The 19,477-nt window shown below is 38.6% G+C and carries 13 protein-coding genes and 2 tRNA genes; 7 read left to right on the forward strand and 8 right to left on the reverse strand.

All coding sequences use genetic code 11. The features are described from left to right. Positions 1-97 precede the first annotated feature (97 nt). Positions 98-1,642 carry an NAD(P)H-hydrate dehydratase gene (locus E4661_RS13530; protein WP_136467985.1) on the forward strand — a complete coding sequence of 515 codons (1,545 nt, stop codon included), beginning with the start codon at positions 98-100 and terminating at the stop codon, positions 1,640-1,642. On the opposite strand, the gene E4661_RS13535 is transcribed toward E4661_RS13530, so the two are convergent. Then, on the reverse strand, positions 1,639-2,058 hold the full coding sequence (locus E4661_RS13535) for an STAS/SEC14 domain-containing protein (protein WP_136467986.1): 420 nt from the start codon (positions 2,056-2,058) through the stop codon (positions 1,639-1,641). The two genes, E4661_RS13530 and E4661_RS13535, sit on opposite strands and share 4 nt — an antisense overlap. A 156-nt stretch (positions 2,059-2,214) precedes the next feature. Further along, the gene (locus E4661_RS13540; protein WP_136467987.1) at positions 2,215-4,773 is read right to left on the reverse strand and encodes an ATP-dependent Clp protease ATP-binding subunit; all 2,559 of its coding nucleotides are present in this window, start codon (positions 4,771-4,773) and stop codon (positions 2,215-2,217) included. 259 nt (positions 4,774-5,032) lie between these two features. Here E4661_RS13540 and gyrA point away from each other — a divergent pair, with 259 nt between their 5' ends. Continuing rightward, a complete protein-coding gene (gyrA, locus tag E4661_RS13545) occupies positions 5,033-7,567 on the forward strand; it encodes a DNA gyrase subunit A (RefSeq protein WP_136467988.1) in 2,535 nt (844 codons plus the stop codon). Positions 7,568-7,594: 27 nt separating this feature from the next. Next, entirely contained in the window at positions 7,595-8,857 is a 1,263-nt protein-coding gene (locus tag E4661_RS13550; RefSeq protein ID WP_136467989.1) for a tetratricopeptide repeat protein, read from the forward strand. 56 nt (positions 8,858-8,913) lie between these two features. On the opposite strand, the gene E4661_RS13555 is transcribed toward E4661_RS13550, so the two are convergent. Then, complete coding sequence (locus tag E4661_RS13555) at positions 8,914-9,666, reverse strand: C40 family peptidase (protein WP_136467990.1); 753 nt, start codon at positions 9,664-9,666, stop codon at positions 8,914-8,916. A 14-nt stretch (positions 9,667-9,680) separates the two neighbouring features. Next, positions 9,681-10,856 (reverse strand): acetyl-CoA C-acyltransferase, encoded by a 1,176-nt coding sequence (locus tag E4661_RS13560; protein WP_136467991.1) that lies wholly within the window; start codon positions 10,854-10,856, stop codon positions 9,681-9,683. A 112-nt stretch (positions 10,857-10,968) separates the two neighbouring features. On the opposite strand from E4661_RS13560, the gene E4661_RS13565 reads away from it, so the two are divergent. The 4 genes from E4661_RS13565 to E4661_RS13580 all read left to right on the forward strand — a co-directional run bounded on the left by E4661_RS13565 (position 10,969) and on the right by E4661_RS13580 (position 14,761). After that, positions 10,969-13,005 carry an HD family phosphohydrolase gene (locus E4661_RS13565; RefSeq protein WP_136467992.1) on the forward strand — a complete coding sequence of 679 codons (2,037 nt, stop codon included), beginning with the start codon at positions 10,969-10,971 and terminating at the stop codon, positions 13,003-13,005. A 113-nt stretch (positions 13,006-13,118) separates the two neighbouring features. Beyond that, positions 13,119-13,202, forward strand: a tRNA-Ser gene (locus E4661_RS13570). A 23-nt stretch (positions 13,203-13,225) separates the two neighbouring features. Then, positions 13,226-13,300: transfer RNA gene (locus E4661_RS13575), tRNA-Pro, on the forward strand. Positions 13,301-13,528: 228 nt separating this feature from the next. Further along, positions 13,529-14,761, forward strand: a complete 1,233-nt coding sequence (locus tag E4661_RS13580) for a site-specific integrase (protein ID WP_136467993.1) — start codon at positions 13,529-13,531, stop codon at positions 14,759-14,761. A 628-nt stretch (positions 14,762-15,389) separates the two neighbouring features. Here the strand turns inward: E4661_RS13580 and E4661_RS13585 are convergent. From E4661_RS13585 to E4661_RS13600, 4 genes are all read right to left on the reverse strand, one after another. Continuing rightward, on the reverse strand, positions 15,390-16,967 hold the full coding sequence (locus E4661_RS13585; protein ID WP_168796372.1) for a type IV secretory system conjugative DNA transfer family protein: 1,578 nt from the start codon (positions 16,965-16,967) through the stop codon (positions 15,390-15,392). 16 nt (positions 16,968-16,983) lie between these two features. Next, positions 16,984-18,063 (reverse strand): MobB family relaxase, encoded by a 1,080-nt coding sequence (mobB, locus tag E4661_RS13590; protein ID WP_136467994.1) that lies wholly within the window; start codon positions 18,061-18,063, stop codon positions 16,984-16,986. Positions 18,064-18,066: 3 nt separating this feature from the next. Beyond that, positions 18,067-18,627 (reverse strand): BfmA/BtgA family mobilization protein, encoded by a 561-nt coding sequence (locus E4661_RS13595; protein WP_313779659.1) that lies wholly within the window; start codon positions 18,625-18,627, stop codon positions 18,067-18,069. A 400-nt stretch (positions 18,628-19,027) separates the two neighbouring features. Then, the gene (locus E4661_RS13600) at positions 19,028-19,468 is read right to left on the reverse strand and encodes a JAB domain-containing protein (RefSeq protein WP_136467996.1); all 441 of its coding nucleotides are present in this window, start codon (positions 19,466-19,468) and stop codon (positions 19,028-19,030) included. Positions 19,469-19,477 lie beyond the last annotated feature (9 nt).

The raw sequence follows: 19,477 nt of genomic DNA on the forward strand, positions 1-19,477 counted from the left end.
ACAATAATCAGGGTCAAAAGTAGTACATTTAAGGGCTTCTTCAAACGAATCTTAAATTTTTACGAAATCCGTTACAATTGTTATTTTTTCTTGTTGAATGAAAATATTTACTGCCGAACAAATCTATCAAGCTGATAAATTCACAATAGCCAAACAACAGATAACCAGCGACGAACTCATGGAAAGGGCTGCGACAAATCTGTTTGAATGGATGCATTCCCGATTGCAAAGTGCACAAGTGAACATTCATCTATTTTGCGGAATTGGCAATAATGGGGGTGATGGTATCGCGCTGGCGCGCCATCTTCAGGAACATGGCTATACCATTAAAGTATATGTGGTCAATTATAGCGAAAAACGCTCCAAAGATTTTTTATTGAATCTTGAGCGGCTAAAGGATAGAAAGATATGGCCTGAATTTATCAATGAGGAAACATGCTTACCTGAAATCTCGCCCAATGATATTATCGTTGATGCTATTTTTGGTATTGGTTTAAACCGAAAACCTGATGAGTGGGTAGGTAAGCTAATTTCGCATATTAATGCGTCGTCAGCATTTGTGTTATCGGTAGACATTCCTTCAGGTTTGCCCATGAACAGAAGTCCATGGGACCCTAAGCACGTTGTTGAGGCTAGTTATGTATTGAGCTTTCAGGTACCGAAGTTGGTATTTTTTCTTCCGGAAACTGGTATTTATGTGAATCAATGGGAGGTTTTGGATATTGGTTTAGATGTTGAGTTTTTAAACACAACTGAGGCTTCCTATGAACTTATAGGTCGACCTGAAGTACTTCCCATGTATCGGCCTAGATTCAAATTTTCACATAAGGGAACCTATGGACATGCATTGATTGTTGGTGGGAGTTATGGGAAGATTGGTGCAGTTCAACTAGCAAGTAACGCATGTTTATCGGTAGGTAGTGGGCTGGTTACAGCATTTGTTCCCGAATGTGGATATCAATCCCTTCAAACCGCGATTCCTGAGATTATGGTTTTGACTGATGATGACGATGATGAAGTAACTGGAATTAAAACTTCTTTTGAACCTTCCTCTATTGGGATTGGTATGGGATTGGGAACCAGCGAGAAAACCATTAAGGCTTTTGGAGCGTTCTTGAAAACGGTGGATAAACCGATGGTAATAGATGCCGATGGATTGAATATCCTGGCAAAACAACCGGAACTCCTTAAGGAGGTACCAAAACTATCCATACTTACTCCCCATCCAAAAGAATTGGAACGATTGATTGGAAAGTGGAGCGATGATTTTGATAAATTGGAAAAAGCTAAAATCTTCTCAAGCCAAAATCATGTTATTCTCCTTATTAAAGGAGCACATACTCTAATTATAAGTGGTGATAGAGTTTACGTGAACACTTCGGGAAACCCTGGCATGGCGACTGCGGGAAGTGGAGATGTATTAACTGGAATGATTACCGGACTACTTGCCCAAGGTTATGAACCTCTACAGGCAGCTATCTTTGGCGTTTATCTTCATGGATTGGCAGGTGATATTGGTGCCTCAAAAGTTGGATATGAAGCTTTAAAGGCCTCGAATATTATTAATGAAATAGGATCGGCTTATTTGGAGTTACTTCGGCCATCAGAAAATGAAAATGGAGGGAAGCAGGAAGAAGCTTAAATCTTATTCTTCTTTTTGCTGTTTTTCAACCTTTTTTTGACCCATGCTAAAGCATTATCGAATTCAATAAAGAATTCCATGTTCTTTTTGTAAAAAAGCTTCTCTATCTTAAAGTTGTGCATATCTATTTCCTTTTTGGAAACGATGGCAAAGGCTTTAAGGTTTTGCATGCCTCGTAAATAGTTATAAACAGTGGGATCAACAGCATATGAATTTTTGCGCAGGCTTATATAGCCAAAATCCTTATCCCTAAAATGAATTTCTGAAATTCCGATAATTTGATAAGTGCGTTCCAATGTTACTGTGGCGCCTTCATCGAAGGTGGCAACCATATAGTTGTCAAAAACCTGAACGCTTCCTATATCCAACTGATATTCTCGTACAACACGAGCGTTTCTAGTAGAAGCAATTTTCATTCCCCAAAATAATTATAGTGTCTCAAGACGAAAGTAGATTGAAAGGCCAAAGGGCAGAAAAATAATAGATAAAAAGCGTAAATATCGTGTGTACGGTAACAGCGGGTATAAAAAAGGCCGGCATCTCGCTGGCCTTATATGTTTAGTGAAGAACCATTAACCATCTGCTTTAGGTGACTTTTCAGGTTTTTCAATTTTAATCTTTAGCTCTTCTTTTTTCGCATCTAAGTCAATGAAAATGCTATCGCCTTCATTCAATTTAGAATTTACGATTTCTTCAGCCAAGGCATCCTCGATATATTTCTGAATTGCTCTTTTTAACGGTCTTGCACCGTATTGCTTATCAAAACCTTTATCGGCGATGTAATCTTTGGCCTTGTTAGAGAGTTTAAGGTCATATCCGATTTCCTTAATACGCTTATAAAGCTTGTTCAATTCAATATCGATAATCTTATGAATATCCTCTCGCTCCAATGGATTGAACACGATTACATCATCAATCCTGTTCAAGAATTCTGGTGCGAACGCTTTTTTCAATGCATTTTCGATGACGCTTTTTTGATGACTGTCCGCTTGTGCTTTTTTGGCTGCTGTGCCAAAACCAACACCTTGTCCAAAATCCTTCAGCTGTCTTGCCCCTATATTGGAGGTCATAATGATGATGGTATTTCTGAAGTCTATTTTTCTGCCTAAACTATCGGTCAAAAAGCCATCGTCCAAAACCTGGAGCAACATATTGAATACATCTGGATGCGCTTTTTCAACTTCATCCAATAGAATTACCGAATAAGGTTTACGGCGCACTTTTTCTGTAAGCTGCCCACCTTCTTCATAACCGACATATCCAGGAGGTGCTCCTACCAATCTTGAAATTGCAAACTTTTCCATGTATTCGCTCATATCGATACGAATCAAGGCATCTTCGGAATCGAAAAGTTCTTTGGCGAGAATCTTGGCCAACTGGGTTTTTCCAACCCCTGTTTGACCCAAGAATATGAACGAACCAATAGGTTTGTTGGGATCCTTAAGTCCAGCACGGTTTCGTTGAATGGCTTTGGCCACTTTGGCCACAGCCTCGTCCTGTCCAATTACAAATCCTTTTATTAAATCTGGAAGTTCGGCCAGCTTGTTACTTTCGGTTTGCGCGATTCTATTTACTGGGATACCGCTCATCATGGAAACCACATCTGCTACATTATCCTCTGAGACAGTTTCTCGATGTAGTTTGCTTTCCTCTTCCCAACGTTCTTGCGCTGAGGCAAGCTCTTTCTCTAAACGTTTTTCATCATCACGAAGCTTAGCGGCTTCTTCATATTTTTGTTTTTTGACTACACTGTTCTTGAGCTCCCTAACTTCTTCCAGCTGTGTTTCAAGCTCAAGAATCTGTTTGGGTACATCCATGTTCACGATATGTACACGGGAACCTGCTTCATCAAGTGCATCAATTGCCTTATCAGGCAAAAACCTATCCGTCATATAGCGGTTGGTCAATTTTACACATGCTAATATGGCATCGTCAGTATAATTCACATTATGATGATCCTCATATTTGCCCTTGATATTCATAAGGATTTCAATGGTTTCCTCGACCGTGGTCGGTTCTACCATAACCTTTTGGAAACGACGTTCTAAAGCTCCATCTTTCTCAATATATTGACGGTATTCGTCTAGTGTAGTAGCTCCGATACATTGAATTTCCCCCCTGGCTAATGCAGGTTTGAACATATTGGAGGCATCCAAACTTCCTGTGGCACCACCGGCACCTACAATGGTGTGAATTTCATCAATAAAGAGAATAATGTCATCATTCTTCTCCAGTTCGTTCATTACCGCTTTCATTCGCTCTTCGAATTGACCACGGTATTTGGTTCCTGCAACCAAAGAAGCTAGGTCCAAAGTGACTACTCGTTTGTTATATAGAATCCTTGAGACCTTTTTGTTGATAATCCTAAGTGCCAAACCTTCGGCAATGGCACTTTTACCGACTCCAGGTTCTCCTATTAATAATGGATTGTTCTTTTTTCTTCGGCTAAGGATTTGAGAAACCCTTTCAATTTCTTTCTCACGACCTACAACCGGGTCTAATTTATTCTCTTCGGCAAGTCTGGTCAAATCACGTCCAAAATTGTCCAAGACAGGAGTTTTGGATTTTTTATTCCCTTTTTGAGAGGAACTTGAACCAAATGAACTTTCCTTAGAATCACCGGTATCATCTGGATCGCTTGGAAAGGATGATTCTGCCTGTGGAGAATCCAAATAATCATCATCACTGGTAATCATGGATTTGAACTGGTCTTTTACATTATCATAATCCACCTTTAACTTGTGCAATAGCTTGGTGGTGGGGTCATTTTCATTTCTTAAGATGCAAAGCAGCAAATGTGCGGTATTAATGGAAGAGCTCTGAAAGAGTTTTGCTTCCAAAAAGGTGGTTTTAAGCGCGCGCTCCGCCTGCCTTGTCAGATGTAGATTCTTTTTATCCTTTTGGATGGTTCCCGTATTTGGATTTGCTGGGCTTAAGATTTCGACTTTTCTTCTCAAATGATCCAAGTCTACGTCCAAGGCATCCAGGATATTGATGGCTTTACCGTTGCCATCGCGTAAAAGACCTAGCATTAAATGCTCTGTTCCTATAAAGTCGTGCCCTAGTCTGAGGGCTTCCTCCTTGCTATAGGCTATTACGTCTTTTACTCTTGGGGAAAAATTATCGTCCATATACTACCTTTTCAGCAATTAAAATTAATAAAAGTATTATTACCGTAGTCAAATACCGTACCCTTAATCGATAAACTTGTAGTAAAAGTCGAAATAAAACCCATTTTCGGTAGAGTTTAACAAAGTTTTATCAGCTATTTACAGTTAAAATACGATGTTGATAATTTTTTTAATAAAGTGCGGGGCAATTGTTTTCAAAGGTGCGATTTTGCGTATATTGCCGTGATATTTTAACCGCAAAAAACAAGAGGATTTTAGCATGGCTGAAGGAGAAAAGTTAATTCCTATCAACATTGAAGATGAGATGAAATCTGCCTACATTGATTATTCAATGTCGGTCATTGTGTCACGTGCCCTGCCAGATGTCAGGGACGGACTAAAACCGGTTCACCGAAGAGTACTTTTTGGTATGCATGAGCTTGGTGTCAGGTCTACAAGTGCCCATAAGAAATCGGCTCGTATTGTTGGGGAGGTGCTGGGTAAGTACCACCCACACGGCGATACATCGGTATATGATGCTATGGTGCGTATGGCCCAAGAATGGAGCTTACGGTATATGCTGGTAGATGGGCAAGGAAACTTTGGTTCTGTGGATGGTGATAGCCCAGCGGCAATGCGTTACACTGAGGCAAGAATGCGCAAGATTGCCGACGACATGTTGGCTGATATCGATAAGGACACAGTTGACCATCAATTAAATTTTGACGATTCGTTAAAAGAGCCTACGGTTCTCCCAACCCGAATACCTGCTTTGTTGGTGAACGGAGCTTCTGGTATTGCAGTTGGTATGGCTACCAATATGCCACCACATAATCTTTCTGAAGTAGTAGATGGTACCGTTGCATATATTGATAACAATGATATTGAGATTGATGAGCTGATAACGCATATTAAAGCTCCAGATTTCCCAACAGGCGGAATCATTTATGGCTATGATGGTGTCAAGGAAGCTTTTCATACGGGTCGTGGCCGTGTTGTAATGCGTGGTAAGGCCACCTTTGAAGAGGTTCAAGGACGAGAATGCATCATTGTGACGGAGATTCCTTATCAGGTGAACAAGGCCGATATGATCAAAAAGACGGCCGATCTGATCAATGATAAAAAGATAGAAGGGATTTCTTCCATTAGGGATGAGTCTGACAGAAAAGGAATGCGTATTGTGTACATTCTTAAGCGTGATGCCATTCCCAACATTGTGTTGAATATGCTTTATAAGTATACAGCACTTCAATCTTCTTTCAGTGTAAATAACATTGCGTTGGTCAATGGAAGGCCGCAGTTGCTTAACCTAAAGGAAATCATTCATCATTTTGTAGAGCATAGACATGAAGTAGTGGTGCGCAGAACAAAGTTTGAGCTTAAAAAAGCTGAAGATCGCGCGCACATTTTGGAAGGTCTTATTATAGCATCAGATAATATTGACGAGGTTATAGCAATTATTCGAGGATCATCCAACGTGGAAGAGGCTAGAAACAACCTGATGGAACGTTTCAAGTTGACCGAAATTCAGGCCAAGGCCATCGTAGAAATGCGCTTACGCCAGCTTACTGGACTGGAGCAGGACAAACTACGTGAAGAATATGATGAACTTTTGAAGACCATTGAGGATTTGAAGGACATTCTTGCCAAGAAGGAACGTAGAATGGAAATCATCAAAGATGAGCTTCTTGAAGTTAAGGATAAGTATGGTGATGAAAGAAGGTCTGAAATCAACTTTGCCGGTGGCGATTTGAGCATTGAGGATATGATTCCGGATGAGCAGGTGGTTATTACAATTTCACATGCGGGTTACATTAAACGTACACCTTTGACCGAATACAAGACCCAAAACAGGGGAGGAGTAGGTCAAAAGGCTTCCTCGACCCGAAATGAGGACTTCTTAGAACATCTTTTTGTGGGAACCAACCACCAATACATGTTGTTCTTTACACAAAAAGGTAAATGTTTTTGGATGCGTGTTTACGAAATTCCAGAAGGAAGCCGTACTTCCAAAGGAAGGGCCATCCAAAACCTTATCAATATTGAACAAGAGGACAAGGTGAAGGCATTCATATGTACCCAGGACTTGAAAGATGAGGACTATGTGAATTCACATTACGTGATTATGGCCACAAAAAAGGGTACAGTGAAGAAGACATCCTTGGAACAGTACTCAAGACCGCGTCAAAACGGAATCAATGCGATTACCATTAGGGATGAAGATGAACTGCTCGAGGCCAAACTCACTACTGGGACAAGTCAAATTTTCCTAGGGTTGAAATCTGGTAAGGCCATCCGATTTGAAGAAGGAAAGACCAGACCTATGGGTAGAAATGCTTCTGGTGTTAGAGGAATTACCTTAGCTGATGATAAAGACGAGGTTATCGGAATGGTTTCAGTCCATAACTTTGAAGATGATATCTTGGTGGTTTCTGAAAACGGTTATGGTAAGCGCTCAACCATTGATGACTATCGTGTGACCAATCGAGGAGGTAAGGGAGTTAAAACCATTTCCATTACAGATAAGACAGGAGGTCTTGTGGCTATCAAAAATGTTTCTGACACCGATGATCTTATGATTATTAATAAATCAGGTATCGCCATCAGAATGGGTGTCGAGGATTTACGTGTAATGGGACGTGCAACACAAGGTGTAAGACTTATCAATCTTAAGGATAAGGACTCTATTGCGGCCGTTGCCAAGGTGATGAAGGATGAGGATGCTGTTGAAGAGGCCGATATACTTGATATTGAGGTAAATGGGGAAGATGGCACGGCAATTGATAACAATACGGACGATAGTAATAAGGAATAATCATAAACACTAATAATTACATTTAAAATGAAAACTAAAGTTTTAATGCTACTAGCCGTTGGAATTTCTACAATGGGATTCTCTCAAAAGAACGAAATCAAGGCGGCTGAAAAGGCGCTTAAGGGAGGAGATGCAGCTAGTGCAAAGGCTTCAATAGATAGTGCAGCTTCTTTAATTGATGCGGCAGACCCTAGATTACAAGCTCAATATTATGCGGTTAAAGGAAACGTATATTCAGATTTGGCCAAGAAAGGTGATCAAACAGCTTTTGAACCCGCTATTGATGCCTTCAAAAAAGTTGTTTCTATTGAGGAAGAGAGTGGAAAGGAGAAATACACAACTATTGCCACCCAAAGCCTTTCGCAAATGACCTCAGATTTGATTAATGCTGCTGTTGAAGACAACAATAACAAAAAATTTGACAAGGCTGCAGATAAACTGTATATGGGATATAAATTAAGTCCAACGGATACTGTTTATTTGTACTATGCAGCAAGTAGTGCCGTTAATGGCAGTAATTATGAAAAGGCCTTAACGTATTACAACGAACTTAAAGACCTTGGATATGATGGAAGTGGTGTTACCTATACGGCAGTAAATGTGGAGACTGGAGAAGTTGAGACCATGGATCAAAGTACTAGGGATTTATACGTAAAAGCTGGAACGCACAAAGAACCAAAAGAAGAAAGAACACCATCTAAGAAAGCGGAGATTGTAAAGAATATCGCTTTGATTTATCAACAACTTGGAGATAATGATAAAGCCTTGGCCGCTTATGTTGATGCTAGACAAGTTGACCCTCAAGACGTAAACTTGGTTTTAGGAGAGGCTAACCTTCATTACGCAATGGGCGATAAGGATAAGTTTAAGCAATTAATGGGTGCGGCTTCTGAAATGGCCCCTGACAACGCTGATTTACTTTATAACATTGGCGTAATCAATATGGAACAAGGTAATCTTGAAGAAGCGAGAGATGCTTATAGAAAGACCTTGAACATAGACCCTGGATATATCAATGCTCTTTTGAACCTTTCCACGACCTATGTTAACGAAGGTAACGGACTTATAGACGAAATGAATACCTTAGGAAGCTCAAAAGCGGATATTGCTAGATATGACGAATTGAAAGAGCAAAAGGATAATTTGTTTGGTGAAGGTGCCAAAGTACTGGAAGATGCACTGAAAACAAATCCTGACAATCAGGGAGTACTTTCCCAGCTTAAAAATATATATGGAGCTTTGGGAGATACTGAAAACTTCATGCGTATTAAAAAACTTCTAGGGGAATAATACATTGACTTCCCTTAAAAAACAAAAAAGGCCCATTTTAAAATGGGCCTTTTTTGTTACACGATTTTTTTAATTACTCTTAGTTTATGGGAATAGAGCTTTTCATCCGTATTAAAGATTCCGGTATGATCTATACGGTCAATTCGAACATGTCCGTTGACGTGTATTATATAATTATCCTTTAGGATAATGCCCACATGATCAATGACTCCTTCATGATTATCAAAAAAGGCAAGGTCTCCCGGTTCGCTTTCTTCAATAAAACTTAGCGCTTCTCCTTGAGTTGATTGAGCTTCGGCACTTCTTTTTAAAGTATATCCGTTGATTTTGTAAACCATCTGGGTAAATCCGGAACAATCAATTCCAAATGGTGTCTTCCCACCTTTTTGATATGGCGCTTTTAAATATAATAAAGCCGTATCAACTAAATCCGATTTAGGGTTTTGGCCATGTGTCGAATTGCCTTCAAAAGTATGTCCCACTAAATTAGTCATTGAGATGAATGACCCAAGAAGTATAGGAAGTAACATGCCGTCTTCGGTACATATATGGGAAACAATATCGGATGATAGTTTTTTGGTAGAAGATGTATTTAAACTTTCAAAATCGTTTTCTGAAATTAATGCAATTTGGTTATTTGGAACCCACCCTTCACAGCTATCAAAAGCAACCCTTATCCGGCTCCATTTTTTTCTGCTTTCCAGAATTTTGAAGTAATCCCCATATAAGAGCTGCGATACCAACTCTGTAGTGTCATCAGGAGATATTCTTATAGAAACAACACTTAAAAGGCAAACTCCATATTGCATGTGCAGAGCCTGTGTTAGTTTCTTTCAAGAACAATTGCAGATGCACCTCCACCACCATTGCAAATGGCCGCAGCACCCAATTTTCCATTATTTTGCTCAAGCACGCTCAGTAATGTAATGGTGATACGGGCTCCAGAACAGCCCAAAGGATGTCCTAGGGATACTGCCCCACCATTTATATTTACGTTGGAGTCCTTTAATCCTAAAAGTTTCATATTGGCAAGTCCTACTACAGAAAATGCTTCGTTGAACTCAAAAAAATCTATATCACCAATAGTAACACCTGCTCTGTCCAATGCTTTTGGTAATGCCTTGGCAGGGGCAGTAGTAAACCATTTGGGTTCATGCGCAGCATCGGCGTACCCTTTAACGGTGGCCAAAGGTTTAATATTGAGTTCTGAAGCTTTTTCCTCGCTCATAAGCACCACTGCTGCCGCTCCATCGTTAATTGTTGAGGCATTTGCGGCGGTTACCGTCCCATCCTTGGTAAAAGCAGGACGAAGAGCAGGAATTTTTTCCATTTTTACATTCTTATATTCCTCATCTTCACTTACAATCAGAGGTTCACCTCTACGTTGTGGAACTTCCACAGGAACCACTTCACTGGCAAATTTTCCATCTTTCCAAGCCTTGGCCGACCTTTCATAGGATTGAATTGCAAAAGCATCTTGCTCTTCACGAGTAAAATTGTGTTCAGCCGCACACGCATCTGCACAAACACCCATGGCGTTTTGATCATACACATCCACTAAACCGTCTTTCTGCATTCCATCAACCAAAGTTGCCGGTCCAAATTTCAACCCGTTTCTCATGTAAGCATAATGAGGAATAAGGCTCATGTTTTCCATTCCACCAGCAACAACAATTGAGTTTTCACCCAATGAGATGGACTGCGCTGCTTGCATTATAGACTTCATTCCAGAAGCACATACTTTGTTTACCGTAGTGCAGGGCACTGAATCGGGTATTCCGGCGTATATGGCCGCTTGTCTCGCTGGCGCTTGACCCGTACCTGCCTGAACAACATTTCCCATAAGTACTTCTTCTACCTGCTCAGGTTTTAAGCCCACTTTGTCCAAAGCTCCTTTTATGGCCACTGCACCTAATTTAGGCGCCGGAATACTGGATAAGGCCCCCATAAAACTGCCTATTGGGGTTCTTGCAACGGAAACAATAACAACTTTGTTCATCTGCGAATTTTTACTGACGCGAAAATACTAAAATTATATGCAACGCTTAATGGTTTAATGTCCACTACACTTCTTATTTATATTTTCTATTTTTGAGGCAATAGCATATAGAATGGGAAAAACTTTAGATAATGTTTACAAACATCAATCACTTGTCTACAAGTATTTTCTCTATGTTGTAACAGTCGCATTGATTGTCTTTTTCTTTCCAAAAGGAGGCAAGTTTAAGTATGAATTCCAAAAAGGTAGACCTTGGCAGTATGAAAATTTATATGCACCGATAGATTTCTCTATTAAGAAAACTCAAGAGGAGATAGCAAGTGAACAACAATCATTGCGCGATAACAAAGTTGATTATTACACTTTTGACCCTTCGATACCCGCAAAAATAAAAGACGATCTTGAAAAGGAACTCATAGGTTTCTCTACGGCCAACAGTTTTTCAAGTTCTGAAAAAGAAAAGCTACTGAACACTGGAATAAGGGTATTGGACAGCATTTATAACTTGGGCATCTTTCAAGACTTGCCAACCCCCAGCTCTGTTTTAGTTGTGCGAAATAATGAAGCAAAACCGTTAATGTCCACCAGCTATTATGACCTAGCTAAGACAACGATATTGATATCAGAATTAATTTCTGGGGAAAATGACCAGGTAAGGGCAATTTTAGGTAATACCATTCAGGGGATTTTACAGGCAAATTTGTTTTTTGACAATGCACTGACCGAAAAGGCCCTTGAGGATGAACTGAGCAGAATTTCTTTTACTAGGGGAGAGGTTTCAGAAGGAACCTTGATTGTAGCTAAAGGAGAGGTGGTAGAAGCCGAAAATTTAAAAATACTGGATTCACTCAAAGAAGAATTTGAATCTGAACTATGGCGTGGCAACAATTATTACTTCATCCTTTTAGGATATACCATTTTGGTGGCGTTGGTATTAATAATGTTGTTTTTATTTTTAAAGCGCTACAGGAAAAATATATTTGAGAACAATAATAAGGTCACTTTCATTTTTGTAAATATAGTTCTAATGGTCTTGGCGACCACGCTTATGGTCAAGAACAATGAGAATTATGTATATGTGGTACCGTTATGTATTCTTCCTTTGGTGCTTAAAAACTTTTTTGATGCCAGATTGGGCTTGTTTGCACATGTTCTTACAGTTTTAATTTTAGGGTTTGTGGTTCCCAATAGCTTTGAGTACATTTTTTTACAGACCATCGCAGGGATTGTAACTATTTTAACAGCATCGGAACTTTACAAAAGAGCAAACCTCTTTATTTCGGTTGGGCAGATTACATTGATTTATATCATTGGATATTTTGCGTTTCATGCCATTCACGAAGGTAATTTGGATAACATAGAATGGATGCTTTTTGGGATATTCGTTCTTAATGGCCTTTTAACTCTTTTTGCTCAACCCTTGATTTATATTTATGAGAAAATCTTTGGATTGGTCTCCGATGTATCGCTACTTGAGTTATCCGATACCAACTCCAAACTCCTAAAGGAATTATCAGATAAAGCACCTGGAACTTTTCATCATTCACTTCAAGTGGCGAACTTGGCGGAAGCGGCCGCCAACGAGATAGGGGCAAACGCAATGCTGGTAAGGGTAGGGGCATTATACCATGATATTGGCAAGATGAACAATCCAACTTTTTTTACTGAAAATCAAATTACCAGTGTAAATCCACATGATGATTTACCCCCCAGAGAAAGTGCTAAGATTATTATTGATCATGTAATACAGGGGATTGAAATAGCCAGAAAGAACAATTTGCCGGACAGAATAATCGATTTTTTGCGAACCCACCATGGAACCACATTGGTTTTCTATTTCTATAAAAGACAACAAGAACTGGAGGGAGAAGCTAATGAGGACAATTTTAGATACCCCGGGCCGATTCCATTCTCAAAAGAAACAGCAATATTGATGATGTCGGATGCCGTTGAGGCCGCCTCTAAAAGTCTTAAGAATCCGACATATGTTATAATTGACGAGTTTGTCGAAAAAATTGTAAAAGGACAAATGCAGGCACACCAGTTTTTAAATGCCAACATTACCCTAAAAGAAATAGAAAAGGTGAAAAAAGTATTGAAGCAAAAGTTGACCAATATTTACCATCTTCGAGTGGAGTACCCTGAATAACAGGTATGGAATAAATTCGTTTCAAAAAAATAGAAAAAATAGTTGCGTTCTTACAGATGAAAAGGTACATTTGCATCCGCATTTTCAAAATGCACGTTCATAATAAAATGTTAGGAGAGGTGCCGGAGTGGTAACGGAGCAGATTGCTAATCTGTCGGCGGGTAACTGTCGCCTGGGTTCGAGTCCCAGTCTCTCCGCTTTTTCTTTTTAACACACATCTCGGGGTGTAGCGTAGCCCGGTTATCGCGCCTGCTTTGGGAGCAGGAGGTCGCAGGTTCGAATCCTGCCACCCCGACAAAATCATTTTAAATGATTTTAATTGATTTATAACTAAATGATTTTCAGGAATTTAATTTTTTTTGTCATCATTTAGTTAGTTTTCAAATCAAATAAATCGGGAACAATTCGGGAACAGAACGGAAACACTCGATTTAGATTTTATTCCTTACCTTTTTAAAGAAAGCAAGTCTTTCTTAGTGATTTAACTTTCGTGTTAGGATGTTTAACCTGAAACGAAAGACAAATGAAATCTTTAAAAACTTTCAAAATTTTATTTCGTCTGGTAAAAGCCAGAGTGAAAAATGACGGTGCACCTATTTATGTCAGAATTACTGTAAACGGACAGCGCACAGAATTTAATACGGAGCTATGGTGTCCCGTTGAGGAATGGGACAATAAAATGAATAGAGCTGTTGGCAGAACTTTAAAGGCAAGGACTTTAAATGACGAACTAGATGTCATCAAAGTCGATTTAAAAGAATCCTATAAAGAACTTCAACGAGAGGGTAAATATATAACTTCCCAATCCCTCAAAGCCCGTTATCAAGGAACCGACCATGGTAACGAAACTTTGCTTGGATTATCCAAATATCATTATGATAAAAATAGAATCAAACTTGCAAAGGGAACTTTAAAGAATTACACCACTACAGAAACCTATCTGCGGAACTTCATTGAGAAGAGGTTTAAAACTCCAGATTTACCATTGGAGTATATTCAATATAATTTCATAGATGATTTTGAGTTGTTCCTTCGCGACCCAAAGAATCATTTAAACCCAAGGCAGCCATTGAAGAATAACGGTATAATGAAGCATATAGAACGACTAAATAAGTTAATGAGCTATGCTGAAAAACTTGGATGGATTTCAAAGCACCCATTTGAAAAATACGAACTGAGTTATACCAAATTCAAAAATGGATTCTTAAATGAAGTACAATTGAATGACTTTGAAACAGTAGAGCTAAAGAGTCCAAAATTAAATCGAGTTAGGGACGTATTCGTATTCTGTTGTTATACTGGTCTATCCTATATCGATGTCAAGTTGTTGAATAAAAATAATGTAGTAATGGGCATTGATGGTAATTTATGGCTATCCCTCTATAGGGAAAAAAGTGATGAACCAGTTAAGATTCCTCTTTTGGATAAAGCAAATGCCATTTTAAAGAAGTATGAAAATTTTGATGATTCAGAAAGACTTCTTCCTGTTTGCTCCAATCAAAAAATGAATCAATACCTAAAGGAGATAGCAACTATTTGTAAAATAGATTTTAAGGTAACTTGCCATATAGCAAGGCATACGTTCGCAACTACTGTAACACTTTCCAATGGTGTACCTATTGCCACCGTTTCCAAATTACTTGGGCATGCAAAACTATCTACGACACAAATTTATACGAATGTTGTTGAGAAAAAACTAAGAGATGATATGAACAAATTACAGAACACCTTAAATCAAAATCAATATAGTGCATAGAAAATCCCAAAGTAATGCGGATAATTCAAAATGAACAAGAAAGACATGTTAATGTGGGTTTATGCAAAATTGAAGCAATAGCCAATATGTAATTTGATTATGAAAGTTAAATCACAGGAAAAACTGCTATGGATATGGTAAAAGTATTGTAGCAGTTTTTTAGTTTAATTCCTATCTGTTTCCATTCATAGGGATTTCCGACCCTTGCGGTATACAATATCCTCCTTTCTTAAAAAAGCTATGGTATCATATAAGTTGTCATGGGAAAGTTTATCGGGAAGCAATGCCATAGTGCAATTCTTCATCGAGTTCATTGTTTAAAGAAAACAAAGAGCCATCGCCAAAGCGAAGGGTTTTATGTTCATCTATATACATTTCAGACAATTGCATGTTTGCAATATCTATAAATTTTCTTATGGAACAAAATGGTAAATACTGAAGTAAGGTTACTAGGAGCCGTTTCTCATGGAAATAAGAAAGCTAATTGCTTCCATAAAAGTTGGTTTCTTAGGTAGTTTTTCATTTTCATTGAAGTTTTCAAGTAAAAAATTGAATGGAAAATTGAACGAGTGGAACTTGCTGCAAATATTGATTAAATCAATACACAATTGCATAGCGCATCAATACTTCAGGAATTAAAAATTGATTGCGCTTCTCTATGTATTTTATCGAAATTGGCTTTTAACTCTGAATCCGTAATCTTTAAGGGTTCGGGCAATTCCCTTTTGATGATAGGTAGTTTAAATTGCGCCAGTTTGTCCTTTCCATCATAGAAAACTATAAACTCACCTTGTTTAAGCCCGTAAAAAGCACTTGCACGGGTCTTGGCAACTTCTCTTTCCCCTTGTGTTATTCGGGTATCAAAATTCAAGTTATGACCTTTGTTCACGCTTTTAGTGGGCTTCTTAACAATCTCGAAAAAACTTTCGTAATATTTAGCGGTGTCGGGGTCATTTGCCTTGCCGAAAAATTGATAGGAAAGGTTACTTAAAATGGCTTTACTTGCTTTATCCCCATACATTAAATCATTCTGAATTTTATCCTGTAATACATATATGGTGGTAATATCATAACTCCGTAGGGTAGCGGGTATTCGGTGCATGTTTAAAAGCCGTAAAGTGGAAGCTTCCTCCATTAATAAAAATGACGGCAAACTACCTCGCTCGCTCATTTGTTTGGTAATAGAATGAATAACGGTTGCGATTACGGGAGATAAAGAGGTTTCTTTTTTCGGATTGTTCACAATGGAAATCAATGCAGGTTTTTTTGGATTGTTTACGTCCAAAGGAGTTTCGTCGGCAGATAGTACCATAAAGATTTTTTTAGTGCCTATTTTCTTAAAGGCATTAGCCAATGTGCTTTTTACGCCTGCCAACTGTCTATCTGAACCTACACTGTCAATGAATGCATCAGCCATCATTTTAGACGTGATATCGGCACTAAGAAAATGCACTAGTTCATCCGTTGTCAAATATTGGTATAAAGCTATCATGTGGGGAATCGTGCAATAATGGGGGTAATCCACTTTCAAACGCCAAATCATGCCACCTATAAGCCCTTCTACGGCATCATGGAAAAACTTTGATGCTCCGGTACTTCCACTTTCTTTAAGCTCCAAGAGATTCTCCAAAAGCACCCGTGAAATTTCGTGTACACTTTCCTCATCGGGAATGTATTTTGGGGCAATCGGATTTACCCTGTTATATATCGGGTCAAAGGAAATGATATAAAAATCCTTGTCCTTCCCTTTAAAAATTGGGTACGCCATTTCGGTAATCTCGAAGTTTTTGTAATCATGCATTACGCCACAAAAACCATTTGCTCCTAAATGCTCGAACAAACCGTAAACAACACTTTCGGTCTTGCCACTTCCGGCAGAACCGATTACAGATACTCCCCGTCTTATATTTTCAAGAACAACATTTGCTCCTTTGGTCGGTAGAACAACCCTATATTTCTTATCCACATTGTTTGGCTGTTCATCCTTTGAAAAATGGACGAAAAAGAACAGGCTGGAAAGTGTTAAGGGCAATTTTGCATAGAGTACAATTTGAAGAAAATCCTGAAGAGGAATTCTTGGAAAATATCCAACTGCGGTAACTGCAATAGCTATAAGGATAATATAAAATCCATACCTCACAAACCGGATTGAGAAATAGGAAACACCATTTAATAAAACCAAACTTAAAATCCATATATGTATCATAATTTCTAACGTTTATTTAAACTCCGATTGAACCTGATTCGACGGCTTTTCCCAATCCTTTTTTAAGCTTATTGAAAGCCTTTATCGCTAACTGTACTTTATTGGTTGGGATGTTGGGAACATTAAGCCCTGCTTTATTGAAAGCTTTAAGGGCAATCCCTTTTTTATTGGTTGGGATTCCAGATTTATAGAGCATTTTAAGAGCGATTTCTTTTTCATTTGTTGGCAGCCCTGCCACCATTGCAAAAAACTTTTTTGGGTCTTGTCTGAACAGATTTCTATTGCTGAACCTCTCGACAAATTTTCTATCATATCCAAAAATGGTATCGAACCTTTTTTCGGCAGCATCGAAAAATTTTTTCCTATGAAAACCCTGCTTTTCATCCTTACCGTTCAGATTCGTTGTGTTCTCTTTGAACACTGCACCAGGGGAAAGAATATGTGAATTGGTCACATCTTTTTTGCTCACGATGATATGCACATGAGTTTGTGCCCCTTCCTTTTTCATTCCTTCAGTAAGTAGCTTTCCGTTAACCTTGTGTGGTGCCCTCTCGATTAAATTGTCAATTTGTTTCTGTATTTTTTTGACGCTCCCATTAATTTCACCCCGTTCAACTTTGGCAATGTCATTCTTTAGTTTTGCAATCTGTTTTCTATAAGGGGCGTTCTGCTCTATCTTCTTATCAAATCCCATGTAGGTGCGTTCGTGTTCAATCTTGGCATAGTATTTAATATCACTGGCCGTTATTTCCCTATCACGATGGAACGAAGCGGCATAGTCTTTCATCAATTCCCGGACATACTTTCGAAGTAGTGAAGGGTCGTTGTTTATATGTTTCAATTCCTTTGCACTTGGACTGACTGTAAGGGAATAGAATTTAGGTTCCGTTCTACGAAGTTTTCTTGTATTTCCATCTATTTCAGAAATGACTTTTTCGGGGCTTACCTTGTCATTGTACTGGTCAAAAAAATGCTCCTGAAGCCCTGGGTGCTTTTCCTCGTTTTCTTTCTCCAGATAATTGACAAAATCGGTTGCGCTTGAGTTATAGGTTTCATTACCCCTTCCGATTTTTTGTGCTGTAATGTTAATGTGCATAGCTTATAAATTTTTAAGTGTTCTTGTGAATTTTTCAAGCTCGGCTTTTGAGATTTCAAGCTTTAAATACTCTTTGCCAAAACTGCTTTTTGCCACTGTTACTTTACTGAGGACGTAATCAAAATCATTGGTCATGTTTTCCATCTTTTCGGCCAGTCTTTCATAGCGGATCTTTGGCACGGTGATTTCGATTTCCTGATTTTGTTCGGGTTTGTTTTCCAATAATTTTTTCTCTTTTCTTATGGGTTTTTCCTCCTTTTCATTTGCTCCAAACAGGGATAACAACATTGCATTATTCGGCTTTGTCTGGTTCACTTCTATATCCCGAATGATGGCAATGGTCGCTTCATTTCTTTTAATTGAAGTTTCGGTTCGCTGCCTATTTTTTAATATTTCTTGGATGATACTTTTGGTAAATTTCTGGGATGGATTGAAACCGTGCCACTCGAAAAAGTCCATAATCGATTCTAAAGTGTCCGTATAAGATTTTGCCATTTTCTTTGAAAAGACACGAAATCTAAGCACTGTACTTTTTTTAAACCGTATGGATTTGAACCCGTCCATTATTTACTTGTTAACTGGTTTTTGTCACAATTTTGAGCCCTGTTTACGGGCATTACCAATGGAATTGTCACAATTTCAACCTTGTTTTACATTTTTCACTTTTTCCATAAACACCTGTGTTTATGGGCTTTTGCGTAGCAAATCAAATACGTAGCGTCGCTTTAGCGCGCTACCCTCTTGCTATTCCTTTTCGAGCTGCAAGCAGCCCGAAAAACAATACTTACAACAAGTTATATGTACGTGATTGGGTTAAATGAAAAAGACGGTATTTTAAGAAATTGGAAAGATGGATTTTGAGATATTTACAATGCATTGCTTTTTTTGTTGCACATCATTAAAAAGAAAAGGACAACTTATTAAGTTGCCCTTTTACCTGACTTCGACCAATTACCAAAACTTATTATAAAATACAGTTATCTGCAAAACTGTAATACTCTCCAAAAGGGGTAATGATGATATGGTCAAGTACCGCTATATCTAACAGCTTAGCCGCTTCTTTAATTCGTTGGGTCAACTGTTTGTCTTGGGTGCTTGGGTTAAGGTTTCCCGACGGATGATTATGCGCCAAGATAACGTGAACGGATAGCGCTTTGATTACCTTGTAAAACAACACCCTTAAATCTACCAATGTACCTGTAATCCCACCTCTTGAAATTTCGATGATTTCCTTTACCCTGTTGGCATTGTTGAGCAAGACCAATTTAAATGATTCCTGAGTTTCAATATCATCAGTTTCCCAATCCTCCCAAAGTACTTCGTAGGCATCCAATGAAGAGGTTATCTGTCGCCCCAGCTTCTGCGTTTTTTTGTTTGTCGATATTTTGCTATTTTGATGTTTCATTAAGAAAAA

This window comes from Flagellimonas onchidii (genome assembly GCF_004804315.1).
In the GTDB taxonomy this organism is placed as follows: Bacteria; Bacteroidota; Bacteroidia; order Flavobacteriales; family Flavobacteriaceae; genus Flagellimonas; species Flagellimonas onchidii.